This is a genomic window from Hymenobacter sp. 5317J-9 (genome assembly GCF_022921075.1).
Lineage (GTDB): Bacteria > Bacteroidota > Bacteroidia > Cytophagales > Hymenobacteraceae > Hymenobacter.
In genome coordinates, this window is sequence record NZ_CP095050.1 from 1,758,335 (window position 1) to 1,782,664 (window position 24,330).

Below are 24,330 nucleotides of genomic sequence, written 5' to 3' on the forward strand. Positions count from 1 at the left end.
GATTTTAATACAGGTCGTCGAGCGACATGCTGAGGTATTTGTGCACGGCGCGGGCCGAGCTGAAAAAGCCGATGACCACGCCCAGGCCAATGACGCCCAGCAGCAACAGGCCCAGGTTCACGTCGTCGCGCAGCAAGCGCAGCTCAGTCACCGACAGGTAGGCGTATTGCAGCAACGCAATGAGAATGAGCGCAGCCAGCACGCCGCTGGCCAGGCCCTGCCAGGTAGCGCGCCGCAAGAACGGCTGCTGGATAAAGAGGCGTGTGGCGCCCACCAGTTGCATGGACCGGATGAGAAACCGTTGCGAAAACAGCGCCAGCTTGATGGTATTGTTAATCAGAATAACCACCACCAGCACCAGCACCGCCGCAAAGCCCAGCAGCACCAGGCTGATGCGGGTCAGGTTGTTGTTGATGCTGGCAAACAAGTCCTGCGGGTACTGCACCTCAAACACGCCGCGCTGGGTGGCCACGCTGCGCTCCAGCTGGCGCAGGTGCATGGTGTCGGTGTACTCGGGCTTGATTTTGAGAGCGTAGGCGTCGCGCAGCGGGTTGTCGCCGAGGAACTGGCGGAAATCCTCGCCGGTGCTTTGCAGCAGCTGGCGGGCGCCTTCTTCCTTGCTCACGAAGCGAATTTGGGGCTTGCCGTCGCGCTCGGCCACCTGGGGCAGCTGGCCCAGGTCCTGCTGCAGGCGCAGCAGCTCGGTTTCAGGCAGGTCGCGGTCGAGGTACACCTGCACTTCCAGGTTTTCGCGCACCACTTCCGAGAGCTTGTGCGCGTGCACCAGCAGCAGGCCGAACAGGCCAATCACCACCAGCGCCAGCGTGATGCTGAACACCACGAGCAGGGTGGGGTAGGAGCCTAATTTTTTCTTGTGAACTTGAGGCATGGAAAAACAAAGGTAGAAAGCCACCAGCCGCCATACGCAAGCCCGGGCGGGATGAAGAAGAAAATTGCGCTTTTACCGGCGTCGGCTACAGGTTGGTGCGCGGGTCTTCGTCCACGTTCAGCACTTCTTTGCCTTCGCGGGCACGCTGGGTGCGTCGCTCGGTCTTTTTCGGGTTTTTTCGGGTAAACAGTTCGCTGAACGTGTTGAACTGCTCGGTGTGCAGCAGCGACAGGCCCGCCCGCGGTTGGTTGATGGTTTCGAGGTCGCGCGGGGTGGTTTCGTAGCGCAGCTTGGTGCGGAACTTGCCGTCGGGGCGCAGGTAGTATTCCAGGCTGAGGTCGCCGAGCAGCGAGGCCTGGCCGGCGGTGTTGCTGCCGGTGTTGGGCAGGCCCACGATGTTGGCGTTGCTGGTGAAGCCGCCCTCCCGGGTCACGCGCAGGCGGCCGTTAAGGAAAGAGTAGCTCAGGCGCACCTGCAGGGCCTGCAGCTGCTCGGCCGTGATGCCGTTGATGTTGAAATCGATTTCCAAGTTCTGGTCAATCTGCGAAGTGAGCAGGCCCAGCTGCGTGCTCAGCACCTGCCCCAGGCTGTTGAACACGGTGTTGTCCTGCCCGCGAAACGAGATGGTGCTGCCCAGCGACGACCCCAGCGGCGACAGCTGCTTGAACACCAGCAAGCTGAATACCTGGCGGTTGAGCTCCTGCTCGTCGTTGCGCAGCAAAGTCACGAAGTTGGTGAGCAGGGCCTGCAGCGCGCCCGGCGCGTCGTTGAATTCCATGTTGAGCTTGATGGCCGGCAGCAGCAGCGGGCCGTTCAGGTTCATCACGGCCGTCACGGGCACCACGGCTGAGCCGCCCTGCTGGGCGTTGCCAATCACGGGGGCCAGTGAGGTGCGCTGCGTGTAGGTGGCGGTGATGTTCATTTCGCCGGCCAGCGGGTCGCCGTTCCAGGAGATGATGCCGCCGGGCCGCACCACGAACTCCTTGTTTACCAAGCCTTGCAGCGTGAAATTGTACGCCCCGCGCACGATTTCAACCTGTCCGAACATGTTGAACTCGCCGCGCGTGTCGATGGCCATGCGCAACTGCCCCGCCGCCGAGCCCCGAATGACGTCGCCGGTGCTTTCGTCGAGCAGAATCTCGAGGTAGGCGTCGGGCGTCACGGTCAGGTTCATGTTCAGCGTGATGCCCGACAGGTCGACCTTGGCTTGCTGGGCCGCCACCAGGTTGGCCTTGCGCAGCTGCGCGGTGTCGCCGGCGGGGTTGTTGTTCACAAATTTGATGTAGCTGGCCTTTTCGGCGCTGGCGGCTTTGTCGAAGGGCAGCGAAAGGCGGGTGCCGGCCTCGCTGGTGGCGCGTACCACCACGTTCAGGTCGTTGGTGGGGCCGGTTACGCGGGCCGTGCCGGTGGCGTAGGCCGTGCCGAAGTACAGGTCGTTGTCCTTGCGCGTGGTGTTGAGTACCTGCATCTTGCGGAAGTTGGCCGCAATGTCGAGGCTCATGTCCTTGAAGCCGTGGTGGCTCACCACGCCGTCCACGGTGCCGGTATTGCCCAGCGCGTCGCGCAGCTTGATGTTGCGGAAGCTGATGCTGGTGGTGGTGAAGGAAATGCGGTCGGCGAAGGTGTAGGTGGTGCCCAGGTAGCCGAAGGTGAAGCGGCCGTTGCTCACGTCCACGGCCCCCAGCAGGTTGGGCGAGTCAAACAGGCCGGTGAGGCGCAGCTCGCCGCGGCCCGTGCCGCCCAGGTTTTTCATGATGGAGCCGAGGAAGGGCTGCGCCAGCACGATGGGCGCGTCATTGAGCGTGCCGGTGAGGTTGAACTGGTTTTTGTCGTCGCGCGGGGCGATGTCGCCCAGCACGGTGAGCACCGACTGCCCGGCGCGGGCCACGTCCAGGTTCACGCGCAGCTTGCTGGCCGTGTTGTCCCAGTCGCTGCGGCCGGCCACCTGCCCAATGAGCGTGCCGTCGTAGGTCAGCGAGTCCACGCCCAGCGTGCTGCTGATGGTGAGCGGGCCGTACACGCCGCTCACGGTGCCCTGGGCGTTCACGCGGCCGCCCAGCCGCTGCCCGGTGAGGGTGTTCAGGGTGGCCAGCTCAAAGTCCTTCACCTGCAGTTGCAGGGGCGGCTTGTCGGCTTGGGGCGAAATGAAACCCTGTGCGCCCACAAACTGCTCGCCATTGCTGAAGGTCAGGTTCTTCACGTCGTACTCGCGGCCGTAGTCCGATATCGTAACCGAGTTGCTTTCCGCAATTGTCCAGTCCTTATCGAGCAGGTGAATGGCTGACTGGCGGAAAATCACCTCCACCGCCCGCGGCAAAAAGCCCATCGAGCCGTTGATGGTGGCCTTGTTGGTTGTGCCCGTCTGGGCCAGCGAGGTCGAAAAGTTAATGCGCTGCTGGTCCCACACGCCTTCCACGATGAACTTCTCGGTCTTGCCCAGGCCCGGCAGCACCTGCCGGTCACTGGTCACGCTGGCCTGGGCCAGAATGTCGGCCTTGTAGGGCAGCTTCGAGGTCAGGAAGTCGAAGTCGTCGTTCACGGTTTGTACCGGACCGTAACTCAGGCTGTCCAGGTGCCCGCCCAGCTGGAAAATCGACGTTTCGCCGTTGCGGAACGAGCCGTCGATGCGGCTGCCGTTGGCCACCCGCAGCTCGGGCACAAACAGCGCCAGCACGGGCGTAGGCTTTTTCAGGTTCAACTTCAAATCAATCTGATACACCGGCTGCTGGCGCTGGCGCTTGCGGCGGTAGTAGTCGGCCGTGGCCGCGGCGTTGCTCTCGAAGTTGAGGCGGTATTCGGTCAGCAGCGTTTGCACGTCGCGCACCACGTCGGACGTGTTGAAGGCGCCGGCCACGCTGGCGTCCACGGCTTCGGAGCGCAGCGTCACGCGGCGCTGGTTCAGGCGGTTGCGGGTGCTCACCACGTCCAGCGTGTCGAGGCGCAGCTGCCGCTTGCCCATGGCGAAGCGCGACTTGCGCAGGTAGGCGTAGCCGATTAGCGAGTCGAGCTGCACGCCCTTAAATTTCACGTCGGCCGTGGTCGACACCACCAGCGGTTGGTTCAGCAGTCCCAGGGCGCGCAGGTCGGCGTGGTCGATTTTGGTTTTGATGGACACGTTTTCGTGCCGACGCTCCAGGTCGATGAGGCCGTCGGCCACGAGGCGCACGGCCGGGTCGTTCACGCTCACGTGCCCGTTGAAGTGCTGGGGGCGGAAGTCGCCGTCAAAGGCCACGTTGCGGTAGCGGTGCCCGCTCAGCCAAATGGCGGGCACCGTCAGCGTGGCCCGGCCCTGAGCCGAGGCGGGCAGGAAACCAACGCCGGCCACGCGCCCGTTCAGCGTCACGTCCCGAATGACTGACTCGTCACCCAGAAACTTGCCCAGCTGAAAGGCCTCGCTTCGCACCGTGCCTGAATATGCAGCATGCGTGAGGTCGGTTTTGGTTTTCAGGTTGACGTCGGTGGCTACCAAACCGAGGGCCGTGTCAAACGTCGCATTGGCCACGAAGTCGTCGTAGAAGCCCAGCACTTGGCCCTGCAGCTTCACCCGCCCCAGGGGCTGCACATACTTATTGGCGGCGGCAGGCAGCCAGTGCTTCAGGTCGCTGGCCAGCACCACCGAGGGCCGCAGGCGCAAGTCGATGAAGCTTTCCTTGTAGTTGGGCAGGCCATCGGCGTGGGCCCGTTTGGCCACAATGTGCGTGCCCTGCCCGTAGCGCACGTCGAGGTTATTCACCTTGAAATCGCGCACGTAGCCCGAGGCGTCGCCCGACAGCGCCACCGACTCGTGCAGCTCCGAAAGCTGCGGGGCAAACTTGGCGATGTCGTCCGAGTACACCACCGAATTGCGCAGCCGCGCAATGGTCTTCATCGAGTCGTTGTAATCGGTGAAGTTGGTGAACACCCGGAACTCAAACCGCACATAATCTTTGATTTGGCTGCGGCCCACGCGCAAGCTCAGGTTCTTGAACTCCCAGAAATGCGGCCCGTAGGTCATATCGGCCGTGATTTCGCGCAGCTGCGACTGCGAGGGCGTTTCCACGGCGTGCAGGTGGCTGATGCGCAGCCCCAGCGTGTCGCCCAGCCGGATGTTGGAAACGTCGGCGTAGATGCTGTCCACCAGCAGGTGGTCGTAGTCGATGCTCTTGCCGTAGGTTTTAGCCCGCGGCACGTCGCCTTTTTCAATGGCAAAATGACCGTTGCGCAGCGCCACGCTGCCCACTTTAAAATCGAAGGGTTTCGATTTGGTCGTGTCCGTCGAGGGGCCAATCAGCCGCTTCACCGACGTAATGAATTGGTCCAGAGTGGTCGAATCGGGCTGGCCGGGCAGGTTGCGCAGCTCAAAGCGCGGCTCGTTCAGGGTAAGCGTGGCAATGTGCAAGTGCCGCGGGTCGAACACTGAAAACAGCGAAATGTCGGCGTCGGCCCGCCCGATGCTGAACAGCTCGCCGCCGCGCCGGTCCTGCACCCGCACGCCATCGAGCAACACGCGGGAGAAGGGCCGCACGTCCACTTTGCCGATGGACACCTTTTGGCCCAGCTTCTGGGTAAGCACGTCGGCGGCCTCGTGGGCCAGCCGGGTTTGCACGCTGGGCACCCGCAGCGCCAGCAGCACCCCCACCACGGCCAACACCACCAGCAGCCCCAGGCCCAGCAGTATTTTTAGCAGAATGGCGAAGAAACGACGCACCGGAGCAGAACAGTTGAATGCGGAAAACGCGGGTGAATCCGCAAAGTTGCGGTTTTTTAGCCAGTTGAGTCAACCGGATAGGCCCTCAGCCAATTATCAGGCCAGTGGAACGGCCCCGGCCGGGTCGCGGTTCGCCTCTTTCGGGCCAATTCCAGTCCGTAACGCGAACTTTGCCCTTTCAATCCCGCTGCCCGGCTATAATCGGCCCAAAAATCGACCTGGGCGGCGAATCCATCGACGGCGGCCGGCTGTTATATCACCCGGGCGTGGCCGCCGGGCTTACGCCCAAAGCCCCGGCCGTAGTCCGCGGGAGCCATTCATTACTAAACACCCCTTGCCTTGCCTGAGCATCCCATTATCCTCGCCATTGAGTCTTCCTGCGACGACACCGGCGCGGCCGTGCTGGCCGGCGGCCAGCTGCTGAGCAACGTCGTGGCCACCCAGAAAGTCCACGAGCAGTACGGCGGCGTGGTGCCCGAGCTGGCCTCGCGCGCCCACCAGCAGCACCTGCTGCCCGTCGTCACGGCGGCCCTCAAGCAAGCCGGCCTCACCAAAGCCGACCTCGACGCCGTGGCCGTGACGCAGGGCCCGGGTCTGCTGGGTTCCTTATTGGTGGGCGGCATGTTTGCCAAGACGCTGGCGCTGGCGCTCGACAAGCCGCTGCTGGCCGTGAATCACATGCGGGCCCACATTCTGGCCCACTTCATCCGCGACCCCAAGCCCGCGTTTCCCTTCCTCTGCCTCACCGTGAGCGGCGGGCACACGCAGCTGGTGGTGGTGAAGTCGGCCATGGAAATGGACGTCATCGGCCAGACCATCGACGACGCCGCCGGCGAAGCCTTCGACAAAACTGCCAAGCTGCTCGGCCTGCCGTACCCCGGCGGCCCGCACCTCGACAAGCTGGCCCGCCAGGGCAACCCCGAGCGGTTTGCCTTTCCGGTGGGCGCCATGCCGGGCTACGATTTCTCCTTCAGCGGCCTGAAAACGTCGGTACTGTATTTCCTGAAAAAGGAAACCGCCGCCAACCCCGATTTCGTGCAGGAAAACCTGGCCGACCTCTGCGCCAGCATTCAGCACACCATCGTGGCCACGCTGCTCCGCCAGCTCCGCCGCGCCGCCGCCGATACCGGCCTCACGCAGGTGGCCCTGGCCGGCGGCGTGGCCGCCAACTCGGGCCTGCGCACCGCCCTGGAGGCCGAAGCGGCCGCGCAAGGCTGGCAGGTGTTCATCCCCGAGTTTCAGTTCTGCACCGACAACGCCGCCATGGTGGCCATGACGGCGCATTTCCAGTACGAAGCCGGCGACTTCGCCACCCAGCTCACCAGCCCCGACCCGCGCCTGAAACTTCGCTAAACGGCATGCAACAGGCGCGGGGCCAGGCTGGCCTGGCTGAATTCGTTGTTGGCCAGTACTTGCTGCCGGATGTGCTCGGGCAAGTCGGGCCGGGCCAGAATCTGGTGGTTGGTGCGCACGGCTTCCTCAAAATGGCCGAGGTAATGGGCACAGATGGCGTGCTCCATGGGCAGCAGGTAGTCATACACCGGCTTTTCGATGAACAGCACGTCGTCGGGGTAGGGCAGCGCCATGGCGGCCTGCGTGAACAGGTAAGCCGCGCTGTATTCGCAGGCGGTGCGGTAGTGCCGGGCCAGCAGGTAGAGCGGCTCCTGGCGCGACGGCCGGAACTGGTAGGCCTGCAGGCTGGCGGCCAGCACCAGCGGCCAGTCGGCGCTTAGGCGTTCCTGCAGGCTGGCCACCTGGTAGCGGGCGTACCACACTTCTTCGTCCCAACCGCCGGCGGCGGCCCGCCGCTGGTAGTAGTGCAGGGCCTGGGGCAGGTTGCCCATGTCGCGGTGGCTCTGGGCCAGGTAAAACAGGTAGCGGGCGTTGTCGGGCTCCTGCGCCAGCCCCTGTTCCAGCAGCGCAATGTCGCGGGTGAACTTGTCGGCCCGGGCGCCGCCGTCGGCGAAATGGCGCAGTTGCAGCTCGGGCAGCGGCACCCGGGGGCCGGCGTCGGGCGCCCACACGTATTCGTGCGTGACGCCCACGTAGCGCCAGGCCAGGCCGCTGCGCAGCAGCTTCTGCTCCTGGTATTCCAGCGGGCCCTGCTGGCGCAGCAGGTAAGAGTCGGCCGTGAGGCGGTGCTTGAAATCACCGAACTGCACCAGCACCATGTCGGCGTCGAGCAGCAGCACGTAGTCGCAGTGGCCCAGGGCCAGCTGCAGGGCTTCGGTGCGGTTGTGGCCAAAATTCACCCACTCGTGCTGGTGCAGCTCGCCCGGCACGCCGGCCAGCTCCTGCCGGATGAGGTCCGGCGTGCCGTCGGTCGAGCCCGTGTCGCAGATGACCCAATAATCAACCAGGTGCTTCACGGAAGCCAGGCACCGGGCGATGACCTGGCTTTCGTTTTTCACTATCATGTTGAGGCAAATCGACTTATATGTGCCGTTCGTCTCCCCAATGCTTGGTACGCTGCTGACCATGGGCTAGATTTTCTGGAACAAGTTGAAGTAGCCGTCCATCAGCGCCTGGTTCTCCACGGGCGGGAAGACGGTGGCGCCCAGTTCCTGGTTTTGCTCGGCTTCGGCGGCATCGGGCAGCACAATGCCGGGCATGGCTTCGGCAAACCACAGGGCGGCCATGGCGGGAGAAAAGAGCGAATACGCGCCGCCGAGTACATACACCACGTTGTTCACGGTGGCCGCGGTGTGGCCCATGCGCGGATAGTTGAGGCGCGGGCTAAACGAGCGCCAGGCCGTTTGCTCGGGCTCGAAGGAGAGGGCCCGGCCGGAGGGCGGCGGGTTGTAGGACCGGTCGTTGAGGTCCATGCCCCCGATGGCACAAATGCGGCCTTTGCACAGGGTGTGCGCGCCGAAAATGAGGTTGTGGCTGCCGCTCGGAATCGGCCGCACGGTTTTGGTGACGGTGCTGAACACGAAAGCCGAAGCCATGGCCAGCGGGTCGCGGAAACCGCCCAGAATGTAGATGTCGGTGCCAATCACCACGGCCGAAGCCAGATTGAACGTCATGGGCATGGTGGCAAACGTCTGCCATTTGGTGCCATCAAAACCGATGATGGACCGGCTCAAGTTTTTGTCGAGCACGCCCCCAATGACGTAGAACACACCACTCACAAACGCGGCCGCCGCGCCGGCCAACGTAAACGGCATGGTGCCTATCGGGCTGATGGACTTGGTGGCTGGGTTGAGTATCATCATCGTCTTTACTTCGGCAGTGCCCATCGAGCCCCCGCACACAATGATTTGCCCGTCGCTCCGCACGGCCACGCTGGGCGAAAGCAGCGTGCCCAGCGTGGTGTTGGGCCACACGTCCCAGGTTTTGGTGTCCACGTTGTAGGCCTGCACCCCGCGCTTATCGCCTGCCGTGTCCAGCCCGCCAATTACATAAATGGTGTTGCCCACCACCACCGACTCGCACCAGACCCGGGGCAGCGGCATTTGCGGCACTTGCTTTTCCCAGAAGCCCGTGCTCGTGTTGGCCTGTATGGCATAGCCCAGGCCGGTGAACCCGGCCGGCGGCGTGGCATCGCGCTTCAGCACCACCACGCCCGCCTGGAAGCCGGGCCCGGTTGGTCCGGTGGCACCCGTGGGGCCCGTGGCGCCCGGCAGGCCCACGCCGGTGGCACCCGTGGGGCCGGTCGGGCCCGTGGCCCCGGTAGTGCCGATGCCCGTAGCGCCCGTGGGACCGGTGGCGCCCGTTGGGCCCGTAGGCCCGGTCGGCCCCGTCTGCCCGGGCAAGCCCACGCCGGTGGGTCCGGTGGGGCCCGTAGCGCCCGTGGTGCCGACTCCGGTGGGTCCGGTCGCCCCTGTCGCCCCCGTGGCTCCGGTGGGGCCAGTGGCGCCGGTGGGGCCGGTTGCACCCGTGAGTCCCACGCCGGTAGCACCCGTCGGGCCGGTGGGGCCGGTCGGGCCCGTGGCCCCGGTTGGCCCGGTGGTGCCAATGCCCGTGGGGCCGGTTGCTCCGGTAGCGCCCGTGGCCCCGGTAGGCCCCGTGGCGCCGGTGGCGCCCGTGGGTCCGGTTGGCCCGGTAGCGCCGGTGCTGCCTGTCGGTCCCGTGGCCCCGGTTGGTCCGGTCGGGCCCGTGATGCCGTTCAGCACCATGTAGCTGTAAAGCGGGCCCGGCACGCCGGTTGGGCCCGTTTCGCCCGTGGGCCCGGTAGGACCCGTCGGGCCCGTGCTGCCCGTGCCGCCGGTGGGGCCTGTCGGGCCGGTGGCGCCGGTAGCGCCCGTTGGGCCGGTGGGTCCGGTTGGGCCCGTGGGCCCGGTCGGGCCGGGCTCGTCCGCCGCCGTACGTGGTTTTTTGGGCGCGGCAGAATCCTTGGGCGTATCGGCGGCAGCTGCTTTATCAGTAGAAGGTTTTTGGGCCATGACGAGGATGGGAAAAGCGATGAATCAGGAGGGGAAGGTGATGGCGGCCAGGGGCAGCGTGAGCTGCCGTAGGCGCAGGATGGGCAGCTTGGCTTCGCTCTGACTGGAAAACAGCTCGAAGCTGAACACCAGCTTGCCTAGCTTTTGCCGCGGGGCGGGCACCTGCTGGCTTACCCAGGCATTGATGGCTGCCGCCAGCTGCGCCGTGAGTGAGTTGGGTTTGGCCGGGTCGCAGTCGGGCGCGCCTTTGAAGAGGTAGGGCGGGAACAGCAGCACCGGCACGGTCACCGTGAGCGGGTCGTCGGTAGGCAGGCCGTCCTCGGTGAGGGGGTAGGTATAGGAGGCATCCATTTTGATGCTCCGCTCGGCCGGCAGCTGCCCGAAAAAAGCGGCCAGGTAGGTGCTCAGGGGGTATTGCCCGGCCGGCGTCACCAGCGACGTGAGCGCGATTTCGCCGGCCGGGTCGAGCAGCGGCACCTGCACGTTCACGAAGCGCACAATGGGGGTGCGGTAGATGAAATCGGGATTGGTATTGCCCAGGCAGTTGCCGCCGGGGTCTTTCTGCAGGCACTCGTTACGCGTCACGTAAATGCCCGACCAGGCCGTTTCTTCGGCCAGAATATGCAGGCCGGGCAGCGTCACGCGGCGCTGGGGCACCGAGTTGCGCTGGTTCCAGAGCAGCGGCGCGTGCGGCGGTTCGGTGGCGGTGTAGGTGAAGAATTTAGCTCCGTCTTTTTCTACCGGGGCCGCGGTGTAGCCGGCGATGCCGATGGCGGGCAGGGCATACGTTTTGGGCGCCGGGCTGTTGGGCCTGTCGGCCGGCGTGGTGATGTCCTCCAGCTTCACTTCCAAAGCCTTCTGCTGGTTTTCGTATTGCGAGATGCGGTAGTTTAACTCCGACTTTGGCAGGGCCTGCAGGCGGCTGCGCAGGCGCTGCTCGTTTTCGTGCCACAGGCCCCAGGCGTTGGCCGCCCGGCCGGCCAGCCAAGCGAAGGCTTGCAGGGCCGGCAGGGCGTTGGTTGGGTCAATTTCCGGTCCGGCCAGGTACTGGTTCAAATCGGCCGCAATGGCCGGGTACACGGCGTTGAACTGCAACAGGGCTTCGAGCAAATCGGGCACGTCGTCCTGCGCGGTGCGGAACAGCGCGCCGGGGTCGCGGTAGTTCAGCTGCAGGTTGGCGTACACAATGTCCTGGCTGGCCGCATTGAAGTTGTAGTCGAAGAGGTAGCTCCACTGCTCGGCGTCTTCCAGCGTGAGCGGCTTTGGGTCGGGCTGCTGCCCAAACTGCGGCACGGCGGCGGCAAAGTCCTGCCCCGTGAGCGAGGGCGCCGGCGGATACGCGCGCAGCGGCACCGGAATGTCCAGGTCGAACAGCGGTGCCGAAGCCGTGTTGCCCGCCACCACGAAGGGGTTGATGAACGAAATCCAGGACGAGCCGCGGTAGTTGTCGATGCCCGCCACCGAGGTGAAATCGTGCTCCAAGGCCGTGATTTCGTAGTCCAGCGCAATGCGCAGGCTGCTGAACTCGCCCAGGCGCGTGGTGTCGAACATCCAGGTGAGGTAGGAGCTGCCGGTGTTGGGCAGGGCCACTTTGGAGGCCGAGAAAGCGTAGTCGGGCTGGCTGGCGTTGGCAGCCCCGCCGCCGGCGTCCACGGCTTTACCAAAGAGTTGCGGGGCCTGGTCGGGGGCATAGGGCGACTGCACCGCCACCGGGCTCTGGATGATGGTCTGAATGGTATAGGCGCTCGACAGCTGGATGAGCAGCTGCTGCTCAAACTGCTCGGCGGCCTGCACCTGCTCCGGCGAGCCGGGCAGCAGCACCGGCGTCAGCACGCTGGTCACGGTGTTGGCAATGGCTTTGGCAATGCGGCGCTTGGCGTCGAGCAGCTGCTGGAAGGGATGCCCGGCCGCGCTGCCGCCTTCCTGGTCCACAATCCAGGCCGGCACGCTGAAGCTGGAGGTCAGCACCAAATCCAGCGCCGCCAGAAACTGCTGGGCCATGTTCTCGATGTCGACCCCGCTGAAGTGCTGAGTGGTGTACAGGCCCTTATTGATGCCCGTGCCCGTGGCGTAAGGATAAATCCTTACCGGGTTCGGGTGGCGCTGGTCGGGCCGCGACAGCAGCGTGACGGACAGCGGCTTGGGGGCAAAGTAGTTGGGCGCACCCGCCGCCAGCTGGAAGTAGAGGCCCGGCGCGCTGGCCGTGGCCGCCACGCGCACCAGCCAAATGTCGGCGGGGCGGGCTTTGGGCTCCTCGCCTTCGGGCAGCGGCAGGTGCGCGGGTTTCACCTGCTCCGGCTGGGCGGGCAGGCCGGTGCCGGCTTTCAAGCCGGGGAAGGCTTTTTCCAGCTCGGTGGCAAAGCGGCGGATGGGCGGCAGCTCGCCCTCGGTGCTGGCGTGGTCGATGTCGGGCGGCACGGCGCTCGCGGCCCGCGCCACGGCCGCCACTTGGGCAAATTGCGGGTCGATGTTAGCGGTGCGGGCCACGGCCAGCTCCACCGTCAGCGGGAAAACATCCAGCGGGTTGTTGGCAGCCACGTCGGCGCTCAGGCTGGCCGTCAGGTTGTCGGGTGCGAGGAGGCTATCTGGTTCCTTCACCAGCTCATGCAACAGCAGCCAGATGTTGCCCAGGAACGCCGTGAGCACCGGCCCGGCCGGCGCATCGGGCACCAGCGCACCTTGCTGCAGCGAACAGCTTAGCGCAAAAACCACATCGGGCTGCGACCATTGGAAAAACGCCGTTTTGTACACTTCCAGGTCGCTGAGGGCCTTCTGATTTTTGCCGTTCAGGTTGGCGTCGGCGTAGCGGCTGGCGTAGAAGGTCAGGGCCAGGCGCAGCTTGGCGGGGGCCCCGTCCAAGCCGGGCTCGATGCGGTAGGCCGCGGCCAGGTTGGGCAGCCCGGCCAGCGAAATCAGGTTGTCGGTGTAGCGCAGCGGGCGTTCCAGCACGGGCCAGCCGGCGGATTCCGGCAGGGTGGGGGCCTGGTGGTCGAGCCGGTTGCCAAACATGTCGAGCATGTTAAAATCCAGCCGCACGGTTTTGCCGGTGCCGCCGTAGGGGTCCTTGGCCGTGAGGCCGGCGGGCGGGCTCACGCTGGCTTTCGCAAACGGATAGGCGGGCACCACGGCGTGGTAGCGCCAATCGGCGGGCACGTCCTGCGGCACCAGCAAGCTGGCGTCGGGGTTGGGGTCGGGCTGCTCGTCGCGGGTGGGGCCCAGCGGCAGGGCCGGCCGCGTGGCCGCGAAGTCGGCCGCCGGCCCGGCAATGTTGTATTCGAGCAGATTGAACAGCTCCTGCAGCTGCTTGAGCACCGGCTGCGTGCCGCTCAACTGGTGATAGAGCAGGGCATTGGGGTTAGGCCGCAGCAACTGTAGCGCCAGCGTGCCCGGCAGCACCGTGGCCACTTTCTCCTGGAAAATGGGGTCAAAAGCGCTAGGCGTGACTGCTTCTGGGCTCAGGGTTTCCAGGTATAGCACCGTGTCGGACACGTCCACCGGCTGCTCCAGCACCAAGCAGTTTAGGAAGTCGGGCGCCGGGAAAGCGGTATCGGCCAGCGGCTGCGGCACCACGGCGGGCTTGTAGGTGATGAGCAGCGAGAGCTGCGCCGTGGTGGTTTTGTTGAACAGGTAATCGGGCAGGCCGGTGCCGGCCTGGGTGTTACGGTAGTAGAAATAATAGCCGCCCGAGCGCACGATGCTGCATTCCCAGAGCAATTCGAGGAAGCGGTAGGCGTCCATGCCCAGCAGGTTGGTGGCGGCGCTCTGCGCCAGGCCGGCCCGCGTCGAGGGGTGCGAAATGGTGGACAGGTTGGTTTGGAGCAGAAACAGCTCCGTGTTGGCCACGCCGTCCGACATCATGCCCGGCGGCACCACCGTGCTGCTGTTGGCCTTGGGCGTGGCGTAGAGCACCTGAATGGTATCGATGACCAACTCCTGCGCGGTGCCCGCCTTGAGGTAGTTGAGCAGGTACTGCAGCTGGCGGGTGCCGGCTTCGTCCACGCCTTGCAGGGCGTAGGTGTAGGCGCTCGTGGCGCCCTGCGCCGGAATCAAGCCCACGGTCAGGTTCAGCAGCGTGCCCAGGGCCGCCGGGCTCAACGGCTGCGGGTCCGACTGCACGTTCAGGTTTTCCTGGTGCTGCTCGTAGAGGCGCAGGCCCGGCGCCAGGGCCGCGTAGCGGTACAGAAACTGCTGCAGGTTGTCGGGGAAGCTCCAGAGGTAGCTGGGGGTGCTGGCGGCGGGGGCGGCCCGGTGGCCCAGGCGGTGCGGCGGTGCATCGGGGTGGCTCCAAGCCACGCTGGTCGAGAGCGCAAAGCGCTTCTGCTGAATGCGGTACTCGGCCGGGTTTTCGAAGGTGGCCGCCGGGTCGAAGGCGCTGCTGCCCAGGTCCAGGATGAGCTGCAGCAGGTCGTTGCTCACGGGCACGCCGGTGCTGGGCGGCGCTTCTTCGGTGCCGGGGTTTTCAAACGTTATCCAGTCGATGGCTTGGCCGCTGGCGGGCTGCACCTGCACCACCTCGTTCAGTTTCAGCTTCGTAGCGTCGAATTGCTGGCCGCTGAGCTCAAACAGGCTGGCGCGCGCCCCTTTGAAGGGGCTGTCGACCGGCGACTCGGGCCGCAGGCCGCTCAGCATCACCCGCGAAGCAAGGCCCGAGAGGTGCTCGTAGCGCTGGCCGGTTTCGAGGCGGTCGAGGATTTCGGTCACCGTCATTTGCTCGGCCATCGGGAACACCAGGCGCCGGCCGGCAATGAACAAGTCCGCCACGTCGGCGTTGTCGCGGGCCAGCTGCTCCACTGGCAGCTCGTAGGCGCGGGCTACGTGCAGCAGCGTGGCGGGCCCGCCCGCGGCCACCCGGTGCTGGAACGGGGGCAGCGTGATGGTGCTGCCAGCCGGCAGCGGCTCGGCCTGGCCCAGAGCGGCACTGGCGTGCAGGCCCTCAAACCGGCCGTAGATGTCGGCCAGCTGCTCGCCGTGCTGCACCAGGTGGCGCGCCCCGCGAATGGTCAGGTGGCGGCCGGTTTGCAGCGGGCGCAGGCGGTTGGCATACGCCAGCTCCGCCGTGTCGAGGCCGTAGTGGGCATACTCGCGGGCCAAACTGGCCAGGCTGTCGCCGGCCTTCACCACCACGGCCGCGTTGCGGAAATCGTCTTCCGCGTACTGCACCAGCTGCTTCGCCAGCAAGGCAAAGTAGTCGGTAAACATGAACGTGGCCAGCGTTTGCTGGTCCTCGTTAAGCGCTGTGGCGCCCGTGTCCGGCTGTTCGGCCTCGTTCTCAAACTGCACGGCCAGCTCCCGGAAATACGCCCGAATGCCTTCGAGGTAGGCCTGGTCGGCCAGTAAGGGACCGGTGCCGAAATCCACGCTGTAGTCGTCGGAAACCAGCTTCAGCAGCGGAATCATGGGGAACACCGTGACCAGGCCCTCCTCCGCGGCGCCCGCGCCGGGCGGGGGGCTCAGCACCAGCGGGGCGTAGGTTTTCAGGAAGTACTGCACGTCGGCGTAGCCGAAGGGAGCTTCCGGGGCCCCGCTGGCGCTGGTTTGGGCGAAATAATTGCCGATTTCCTGCAGGTTTTCCAGCGTCACCAGCTGCTGAAGGATGTCGGGGTCGTGGCCGGGCTTTTCGCTGAAGTAGGCTTGGAACACCCACGTCAGCACGCCGCGCGCGAGCTTGGTGAACGACGTTTTGGCGCCGCCCGGGTCGGCCGGGCCCAAGTAGTTTTTCACAAACAGCATGGCCACGCACTGCGGGTGCTTGGTGGTGTAGCCCTCGCTTTCGAGGCCCGCCACGGTGTATTGGGGCACGAAAAACAGGTCGAGCTGTTCGGCGGGCAGGGTGGAGGGCGCCTGCCAGTTCATGATGGGAATTGGCAAGGTGTAGTCGTGCGAAGGCGCGTCGAGGCGCGTGAGCAGCGTGGTCTTGGGCCGCAGCGCGCCAAAGCGGCTGCTGGACTTGCCCCAGAACGGGTTCGGATTGTCCGACCCGATGCGGAACGACTCGCTGATGGTGGTTTTGAAAGAGAAACTGATTTTGATGCTGAAAAACCCGAGGTTGATGCTCACTTCCAGCGCCACCGACACGCCGGCGTAAAACGTGACCAGCAGGGCCTTGGCCGTTTCCACCACCAGCCGCACTCCGATGGTGACGGTGATGTTGAGCGAGGCCGAGATGATGGCAAAATCGATGGAGCCGTACACCGTGCCCACGATGGCCACGTTGCCGGTCACGTAGTAATACAGCTCGTTGGGCTGGGCCGCGGGGCAGGCGCCAGCGGTGAGCAGCGCCGGGTTCACCGACGAATACGGGTTGTAGAACGCCAGCGTGCCTTCCAGAATGCCCTGCACCGTGAGGCTGAGGCCGGCTTTCAGAATGCCCTTGTCGATGCTCTTGCCGATGCCCAGGCGCAGGCCCAGCCCGAAAATGATGACCGGGCTGAACGTGCCGCAGCTGCTCACGGGCACGTGCTGGCCCGATTCGCTCTGCAGCACCCCGAAGTAGAAGCCGCCCGCCCCCGTAAACGGCAGCGCCTGAATGGCAAACGACTGCGAAAAGTCGTTGTCGGCCGGAAAGCCGAGGTCGACCTTGAAGCCACCATCGGTGTAAATCCAGAGCTTGAGTCCGGGCAGCGTGACCGACACGTACCCAAAATCGAGGTTGCGGATGAAATCGGGCAGCACCAGGTTTATCTGGTACACGCCCACCGTGTCGCTCACCTTTTTGTAGAGCACCTCAAACTTGAGGTTTTTGAAGTTGCCGCCCGTCACGCTCAGCAGCAGCCCGTACAGCTGCGGGTCGTAGAACACGATGCTGAGGTCCACCATCTGCACCACCGTGAACTGCGTGCCAATGAGCCAGTTGGTGCCCGCGCTGAATTCGAGCGTGGTGGGCAGCGGCGGCACTTTCTGCCCGTCGGGCTTGAAGGCGGCCCGCAGCTGCGCAATGGCATCGGCCACCGACTTGGTATTGGGGCCGCCCACCGGCAGCACGTGCTGCCCCATGCCCAGAAACTGCAGGTCGAACACCTTGCTGCCCTGGCCCGGCACGGCCGGCGCCTGGCTGGGGTCGGCGGCGTTCCAGGGCTTGGGCAGCGGCGCCGCACCGCCCAAAAACGAGCCCTTGCTGATGCCAAACGACACTTCCTTGGTGGTCAGGCTGTAGGTGAGGGCCACTTCTTGGATGGCCACAAAGCCCAGGTTCACGTCGAGGCCCAGCGTGGCGCTCACCGTCTTGTTGGTGAAGTCAATCTTAAAGCCGAAGCTGCCCAGCTTAATCTGGTTGAGCACGCTCCAGGGGTCGGGCAGGGTGATGTCTTCGCCCGGCCGCACCGCGTTGATGAGGAAGGTGAGCAGCTGGCCCAGCGACAGGTTGGCCGGAATGGTCACCGTCAGCACGTAGGGCGTTTTCAGCTTCATGCTGCCCGTGCCGCCCCACAGCTTGAAGGTGAGCACGCCGTCGTTGGGGTCCTTGGGGTCGCCGAAGGTGTACTCGGCATCAATGTCGAGCCCAAACACATTGGCCCGCCCGCCGATGGCGCCACTGGTCAGGGTCGGGGTTTTGAGCAGCGACAGGCGGGCTTCGTCGATGGAAAAGTTCAGTTCCGGAATTTCCAGCACCTTGCTCAGCACCATGCGGAAGGCAAAGGTTTTCAGGCTGGTTGCGCTGTCGATGCTCACCGTCAGGTTCAGTTCCTGCACCGTCAGGTCCCAGCCCTGGGGCACGCCCAGGCCCAGAAACTCAATGAGGTCGACGATTTTTACGGGCATGTCGGGGGCCACGCCGCCACTCAGCACCCAGGCGTCGTCCGTTTTCTCGGCCGAGAGCAGAAACCACACCGGCCCTATTATCACGCTGCCGTGAATGCTGCCCACGGTGCCTTCCGGCTCCTTATTGATGAACACGGCCGGGTTGGCCAGCCCAATCTTGTCGTCCCAGAGCCACCAGGTAAAGTCTACATCCACGTCCAGCGTCAGCGACTGCAGCTTGGCGGCCTTGGGGTCGAACAGAATGCGGAAGGTGTTGAGCTCGATGACGGCCGTCGGAGAATCGAAATCGGCCGGCAAGGCCAGGGATTTTACGTCGATACCACCCGGCAGCTTCGCCACCGACGACAGCCCCGTGAGCTCGAAGTTGGCGTTGAGCAGGATTTCCCAGTACGGCCCCTGGGGCGCGAGCAGCACGCTGAGGTAGTTCACGCCCGTGTCGTCGAACGCGAACCGGCCCATGATGGCCGGCGACACCACCCGGTCGGTGCTGCCGAAGGGGTTGATGACCACCAATTGCACCGCCACCCGCTCGATGGTGAAGCCGCTGGTAATCTGCCACTGCGTCACGCCCACTTCCACCGTCAGCCAGGTGATGGTTTTCAGCTTGGCGTCGAAAATCAGCCCCAGGCGCAACAGCCCAAAATTGGCCAGCCCCGCCAGCGAGGCGGGCAGCATGCTGGCCAGGTTCATGCCGGCCGGCAGAAACGGAATGTTGCCGATGGAAATGGCCGGCGCCTTATCGGGGTCCGAAGTGAAGTTGAGGTACCACTGGTTGGCCACCGCCGCCCCGTCCACCGGCAACTGGATACTCAGGCGCGTGTTGATGGTGGCAAACAGGCCCGACACCACCAGCTTCAGTTCGGGCTCGTCCACGGCGCTGCCCGTCACCTTGCGCTGAAAGGCAAAGCCCAGCTCCGTTAGCTCAATGTTGAGTGCCGACAGAATGCTCAGCGCGTTTTCCGAGGTGGTGGTGCCCAGGTCGAGCGTGTTGGCGAGGCTGCTGGCGGCCAGGGCCACGCCCCCAAACTCCAGGGCGCCCAGCAGGTCCAGGCCCGTGCCATCGGCCGGCACCAGGCCGTAGTCGGTCAGGTCGCTCAGCTTGAAGCCCGCCAGCGTGGCCGTGAGCGTGGCGCGGTCGGCGTTGCCGGTGGCACCTTCAAACACGAGCTGCGCCGGCTGGCCATCCTGGCTGCCGTAGAGGCCCTGGCCGGTAGCCGTGGTGCCGCTCACGGTGAGCTTGTTGGGGCCATCGAGCACGATGTCGGCGGCGGTCAGGGCCAGGCGCAGCGCGGCCTGGGCCGCGTCGGGGTAGAGGAGGCTAAGCATCGCGCCCAACGCGGCCACTGGCTGGGCGGCCTGAAACGCCACCAGGTCCAGTTCGCCGTTGCTGATGGCGGCCTTCAGGGCGTTGGCAAGTGTGGTATTGGTCATCGGGTGGGCCGGTTGCAACGTGATTAATGGTGACACATGTAGGCGCCTACCTGATGTCCGGTATCAGCATAGCTTTCTTTTTGCACGACTTTGAAATAGCTCGCGTCCTGCACGGTGCGCACCTGGCCCTGGTAGCGAAACCGCAGCGGCACCACAATCATGTAGCTGGAGGGGTCGCCGTTTTCCATGTCGCCGTATTCCAAATCCATGCTCACGTTGGCCCCGGCGGTGTTCTGGCGCGCCGGGGCGCCGAGGCCAAACAGCGCTTCGGCCACGGCCCGGCTGTTGTTGGCCCCGCCGTAGTCGTAGAGGTTGGTGAAGAAGAAGCCCTGGTCGGTGCCCAGCGGAATGGCGTCGGCCGCAAACCGCTGCAGGCAGGGCACCGAGGGGAGTTTCCAGGCGCGGTTAGACCCCGCGCTGGTGACAATGGCCGAGGGGCTGGTGGTGTTCAGAAAGGTGCTGTTGTTGCTGCACTTGCTGCCGTGGTGGCTGGCCTTGATGGCGCAGATGTGGCCCGCCTTGTTTGGCCCGCCGCTCCACGACTGCGAAGTGGGGAACATGTTCTGAAACGCCTGCGCCAGGCCCGTTTCCTGGTCGATGTAGCTGCCGCAGGGCGCGCCGCTGTAGCCGCCAATGTCGCCGCCGGTGTAGTAGCGGAACTTGCCAAACGTGAGCACAAAAGCCAGCGAGAAATTATTCGCATTCAGGCTGCCAAAAGGGAGGCGGCCGGCCGGAGCCGGCGCCACCCCCGTATTGGTGACGTTGAACGCATTGGCCGCAACGCACGTCAATTGAACGGGAAAATCCACGTTATTGTAGCGCAGCGTGGCAATGGTGTAAGTGACCCCTAGCTGCGAAGGGTACAGGTTCGGCGTGCCGCGCGACGTGATGAAGGGCCCGGGCGCATTGGCCATCACGCCTTCCTTCAGGGCCTGCAGGTAAGACAGCGAAGGCGCCTTGGGCGGCGTAATGTTGTTGACGGTGGCCGGGTTAAGGCCTATCGGCGCAAAGCCTGGCTGCGGCGCCACGTTGGTCAGGCTGTAGCCCCCGGCATCCACGTAGCCCGTGGTGCGCAGCTCGCCGTTGCGCATGCCTTCCAGGCCTTCGTAGTGGTCCTTGTGGAAGTGCGACAGGGCCACGGTGTTCATCACGTTGGCCGTTTGCAGGTAGGGCACCACAAAGCGGGAGGCGTCGGAGTTGCCGCCGTCGAGCAGCACCCGGCCCACCACCGCGTTGTTTTCGTTGATGACTTCGATGAGGGTGCAGTCGCCGTTGTTGATGTTTATCTGGTGGATGCAAAGCCGGGGGTAGCTCATGGGTAGCGCGGTAAACAGGTGATAAGCAAAGACAAAGAGCGGTAGCGCCCACGGCTACCCCGTGGGCTTGGCCTTGGCGTAGGCGCCGTACCAGCCCAGGCTGCCGGCGCCCGCGCCGGCGGTGGGGTTGCCCAGCAGCACCAGGTCGGTGTTGCCGCCCGGCGGAAACTTCAGGCTCAGGAACTTCAGGGCGATGTTGCTGAAGGTGAGGGTGTACTGCGCCGGCTTCAGCACGTCGCTCTCGGCCGTGAAGCGGAAGGCGCCGATGCTCAGGTTCAGCACGCTTTGCAGGCCCAACTGTTTTTTGCCGCCGCCCACGCCCGGCAGCTTCAGCAGGGCCGCCGCCGAGGCCCGGCTTGATTTGGGGCTCCAGCCGGCCAGCAATTGGGCCGTGAAGCCGGCATTGGCCGCCAGCGCGCCCATGCTGCCCAGGTTGAGGTTGAACACCAGCCCCTGCCATTTCTTGCCCAGCGGCGCCGCCTGAAACGCCGCGGGCGCGCTCACCGGCAGGTAGCCCAGGTCTTTCACCGGCCGGTCTTCGTCGCCGGCCAGGTAGCCGCTCACCGAGAGGGGGAAGTTCCGGAACAGGCTGCGGGGCCGCAGCTTGCTCAGGCTGATGTCGAACGCCATCTGCTCGGGGGCGAAGCCGAAGGTGCGCTTTTCGGTGCGGTAGCTGTCGCCGTCCTGTATCAGGTCGAACGCCATGTTCACGTTCAGGTTGCTGAAATACAGGCCTTCGCGGTTGCCGGCCTGCGTGGGGTTGTCCGAGCCGAAGGAAAACATGTCGAAGCCCGGCAGCTGATAAAAGTTGAGCCAGCCCCAAAACGTGAAAACCGATGAAATGCGCTCCGTGGTGCTGGCGGCCAGGCCGTTGCCGTCGTAGGCCTGGGCTTTCAGGGTGTTGAACTGGGCCTTGGCAAACTCCACCGAGTGCAGCACTTGGCTGTCGAGCACGAAGGTGTAGCTGTCGTCCTTCAGCGTCACGAACGTGTAGGTGTTGTGTCCTTCGTGGTTTTCATAAAAGCCGTTCAGCAGAATGTTGTAGGGTGCAAACGGGCCCTTGTCGTTGCTCACCTCCTTGTGGGCGCTGTCGCCGAACCACTGATTGGTGGTGAGCTGAATTTTGCTGGTAAAATCCTTGATGCGGGAGTTCTGGAACAGCACTTCCAGCGTGAGCACCGTGAAGTCGTAGCGGTAGGCCGTCTCGTCGTCGGCCTCGGCCGCCTCCACGCGGTTGAACACGCTGAAGATGCCCGGCACGTGCCGGTTGCGGTGCGCGTAGGCGCTGGCCGCGGGCCGGTAGTCCTTGTCGAGGTAGCTGATGAGGGCAAACAGAGAGCTTTTGGGCATCTGGAGCACCCCGTTCAGCGGCTCCACGTAGTTGATTTCAATGCCCAGGTGGTGGGCGTAGAAGTGGCTGAGGTCGATGCCGCCCAGCAGGCCGCGCAGGTCCTCCGGAAACTGCGACAGGCCCACGTCCGTCTTCAGGGCCAGAATGCCGGTCCAGGCCGGGTTGTTCACAATCTGGTTGAAGTAGTCGTAGTAGGAATTGGTCTGCCCCAGAGTGGCCGCTTCGGTCAGGTAGTTGGCCAGCCAGGTTTGTACCCCGGCCACGTCGGTGTTGAAGATGGCGGCATCGGTCCACGCGCTGGTGTCATTCACCAAATCGGTGATTTTGCCGGGCCGGAACTTGAGCAGCAGCACGTTGCTGAAGCTGCCTTGCACCCGCCGCCCCACGTTGAGCTTGAAGGGCCAGCCCGACAGCGTCACCGTATTCAGAAAGGTGCCCAGTTTACCCGGGTCGGGGTTCGAAACGACCAGGAAGAGCTGCGTGTTTTGCAGGGCGTTTTTCAGCGGCGCGGGCAGCGGCGTGCCGGCGGCGCCAAACTGCAGGTTGGCGTCGCCTTCCTCATTTTTGGCCAGCAGCACGGTTTCCCACACCAGGTCGTTCACGGCGGTGAGCAGGCCCTGCGGAGTGGTGGTCACGGCCGGGCTCGCTCCGGGCTCGCGCAGGTCGATGTTGGCTAGGCTGGCAAGCGTTTGCTTGCGCACCGGGTTCAGAATCTGTTCCTCAAACTGCCGTCGGGTTGCCGCGTCCCAGGCCTCAGGCGCCAGGCCCAGCTGGTAGCTCACCATCGGAAAACAGCTCGCCGCCGCGTCGAATGCGCCATCAAAGCGCGCCGACGGCGCATCAAACACGCTGAGCAGGCTCACGTCCGTCGGCGTGCCGCGGCGGGCTGTATCGGCTTGGTTGTAAAGCGCGGCGCCCTGGGGCTGCGAGCAATAAATGGGTGCTTCGGCCGTGGCTGCGGGGCCGGGCCGCACAAAAGCCCATGCCGTGGTGTAAGCCGGCGTGAGCAGGGCGCCGGCTGCGGCCTCCGCCGCCCCATAATCGGCCAGCGAGTGCTGCGTGACCGGAAACACCGGCGCGTATGCCGGCTGCCCGGCCACAAACAACAGCCGGTCGCCGGGCGCCTGCTGGGTGCGCGGCCGAAACCGGATGTACTCCGTTCCCGCCAGCCCGCACAGCAGGTTGTCCACGGCCACTTCGTCGGCGCCGGCCTCGCTGCGCAGGCTCAGCTCAAATTCGCCGTGCGGCACGAGGTAGTAAGCTGCTTCGCCGCCTTCCGCCGAGGGCAGCTGCTGGAATACGAAACGCGGAAAATCAGCCGATTGCACACAAGGCGACAAGTTGACCTGGCGCCCGCCCAGGCTCCGGAACGTCGACGGCAACCCCGTCGCCAGGTCGACGCGCTCAATGGTGTTCGCTCCTTTGGCAGCGGGCACCAGCCGGAAACCTTCTCCGGTGATGGCCATGTAGGTGCGGGCGGCATCCAGGGGCCGCAGCGGGTGCCAGCTTTGGTGCAGCAGCAGCAGGGTGCCGGGCGGCAGGGCCAGCACCGGAAAGCGCTGCGACACCACGTTTTCTCCCTGTGCCAGCTGGTTGGGGGAAGGGTAGAAGTACCGCAGCCCCACGTTCCAGCCCGTGGCCGGGGCTTCTGACAAGTCTGACAGCAGCGTTTGGGCCAGCAGGCAGCCCGAGAGGTCGGTGAGCAGCGGCAAATGCACGTCTTTCGACGGGTCGGGCTTCGGCAGCCCGTCCAGCGGCGGGTAACCGATGATGAAGCCGTCCATGGCCGGGTCGGTGGGCGCGCAGGGCTGGCGCCCGGCCGCACCCAGCACAAAGCCCCCGGTAAAAAACGGCATTCGGTACCGCCCAAACCCGATGCTGGCGTCCTGGGCCAGGGACACGTTGCCGTTCGTATCGGCGCTGGTATTTAGCAGAATGAGCTTGCCTAGCTTCTGTGTCGTGCTGTCCCAGCTCGCCCAGCTGAAGCCAGTGTGCGCCGGTGCTATCCCCGCGAATGCCTGCTCCACCGCCGCCAAAAAAGCCGCGTCGACGGTGGGGGCAGCGTCTGTGAACAGGTAGTAGCCAACCGTCGCGGTCCAGGTGTCGCTCAGCGACAACTGCGCCGCCAGGGTCTTGCCCAGGTCGTAAAAAAACAGCGTGGCCGAACCGGCCGGGGCGCAGTACAGGGCAGAAGTCGGGTACTGGTTGAATGTTATCACGGCTGGCAGAACAGCCCCCGGCAAGAGGCGATGACGAGTGAGAGAAGCCTACATCATCGCCCGGGCCCGCGCCGCACCTGCCACTCGCATCCGAAAACACGGGCTCGGCGCGGCAGAAGGACAAGGCGTCAGGGTAGATGACGGGCAAACTTATCGAATCTTCCAAGCCCAAAACCAAGTAGAAGTACCTGAATTTCATAGCAGGTATTTTTACTTTGTGCAATGGTAAGCATCAAGTTTTTAGATGGTTAACCGAATGGTTGGCTTTGTAGCCGATGTTACTTTTTCATGCAG

Annotated in this window: 8 protein-coding genes; 1 reads left to right on the forward strand and 7 read right to left on the reverse strand. The window is 64.8% G+C overall.

The window, feature by feature from the left end:
• Positions 1 to 4 precede the first annotated feature (4 nt).
• Both MUN81_RS07335 and MUN81_RS07340 read right to left on the reverse strand, forming a co-directional pair.
• On the reverse strand, positions 5 to 889 hold the full coding sequence (locus MUN81_RS07335) for a permease-like cell division protein FtsX (protein ID WP_245116393.1): 885 nt from the start codon (positions 887 to 889) through the stop codon (positions 5 to 7).
• A gap of 85 nt (positions 890 to 974) precedes the next feature.
• Entirely contained in the window at positions 975 to 5,576 is a 4,602-nt protein-coding gene (locus MUN81_RS07340; protein WP_245116395.1) for a translocation/assembly module TamB domain-containing protein, read from the reverse strand.
• 339 nt (positions 5,577 to 5,915) lie between these two features.
• On the opposite strand from MUN81_RS07340, the gene tsaD reads away from it, so the two are divergent.
• On the forward strand, positions 5,916 to 6,929 hold the full coding sequence (gene tsaD, locus MUN81_RS07345) for a tRNA (adenosine(37)-N6)-threonylcarbamoyltransferase complex transferase subunit TsaD (protein ID WP_245116396.1): 1,014 nt from the start codon (positions 5,916 to 5,918) through the stop codon (positions 6,927 to 6,929).
• Here the strand turns inward: tsaD and MUN81_RS07350 are convergent.
• From MUN81_RS07350 to MUN81_RS07370, 5 genes are all read right to left on the reverse strand, one after another.
• Complete coding sequence (locus tag MUN81_RS07350) at positions 6,926 to 7,993, reverse strand: glycosyltransferase (protein ID WP_245116398.1); 1,068 nt, start codon at positions 7,991 to 7,993, stop codon at positions 6,926 to 6,928. The genes tsaD and MUN81_RS07350 overlap by 4 nt on opposite strands.
• A 66-nt stretch (positions 7,994 to 8,059) precedes the next feature.
• Entirely contained in the window at positions 8,060 to 9,961 is a 1,902-nt protein-coding gene (locus MUN81_RS07355; RefSeq protein WP_245116400.1) for a hypothetical protein, read from the reverse strand.
• A 24-nt stretch (positions 9,962 to 9,985) separates the two neighbouring features.
• On the reverse strand, positions 9,986 to 19,150 hold the full coding sequence (locus tag MUN81_RS07360; protein WP_245116402.1) for a LysM peptidoglycan-binding domain-containing protein: 9,165 nt from the start codon (positions 19,148 to 19,150) through the stop codon (positions 9,986 to 9,988).
• 23 nt (positions 19,151 to 19,173) lie between these two features.
• Positions 19,174 to 20,466: a hypothetical protein gene (locus MUN81_RS07365; protein WP_245116404.1), complete on the reverse strand. Its 1,293-nt coding sequence runs from the start codon at positions 20,464 to 20,466 to the stop codon at positions 19,174 to 19,176.
• Between the two features lie 54 nt (positions 20,467 to 20,520).
• The gene (locus tag MUN81_RS07370; protein WP_245116405.1) at positions 20,521 to 24,036 is read right to left on the reverse strand and encodes a hypothetical protein; all 3,516 of its coding nucleotides are present in this window, start codon (positions 24,034 to 24,036) and stop codon (positions 20,521 to 20,523) included.
• Between the last annotated feature and the right edge of the window lie 294 nt (positions 24,037 to 24,330).

Coding starts and splice junctions, on each gene's coding strand:
- MUN81_RS07335 (WP_245116393.1), bottom strand. CDS start 889: ATGCCTCAAGTTCACAAGAAAAAATTAGGCTCCTACCCCACCCTGCTC.
- MUN81_RS07350 (WP_245116398.1), bottom strand. CDS start 7,993: ATGATAGTGAAAAACGAAAGCCAGGTCATCGCCCGGTGCCTGGCTTCC.
- MUN81_RS07355 (WP_245116400.1), bottom strand. CDS start 9,961: ATGGCCCAAAAACCTTCTACTGATAAAGCAGCTGCCGCCGATACGCCC.
- MUN81_RS07360 (WP_245116402.1), bottom strand. CDS start 19,150: ATGACCAATACCACACTTGCCAACGCCCTGAAGGCCGCCATCAGCAAC.
- MUN81_RS07365 (WP_245116404.1), bottom strand. CDS start 20,466: ATGAGCTACCCCCGGCTTTGCATCCACCAGATAAACATCAACAACGGC.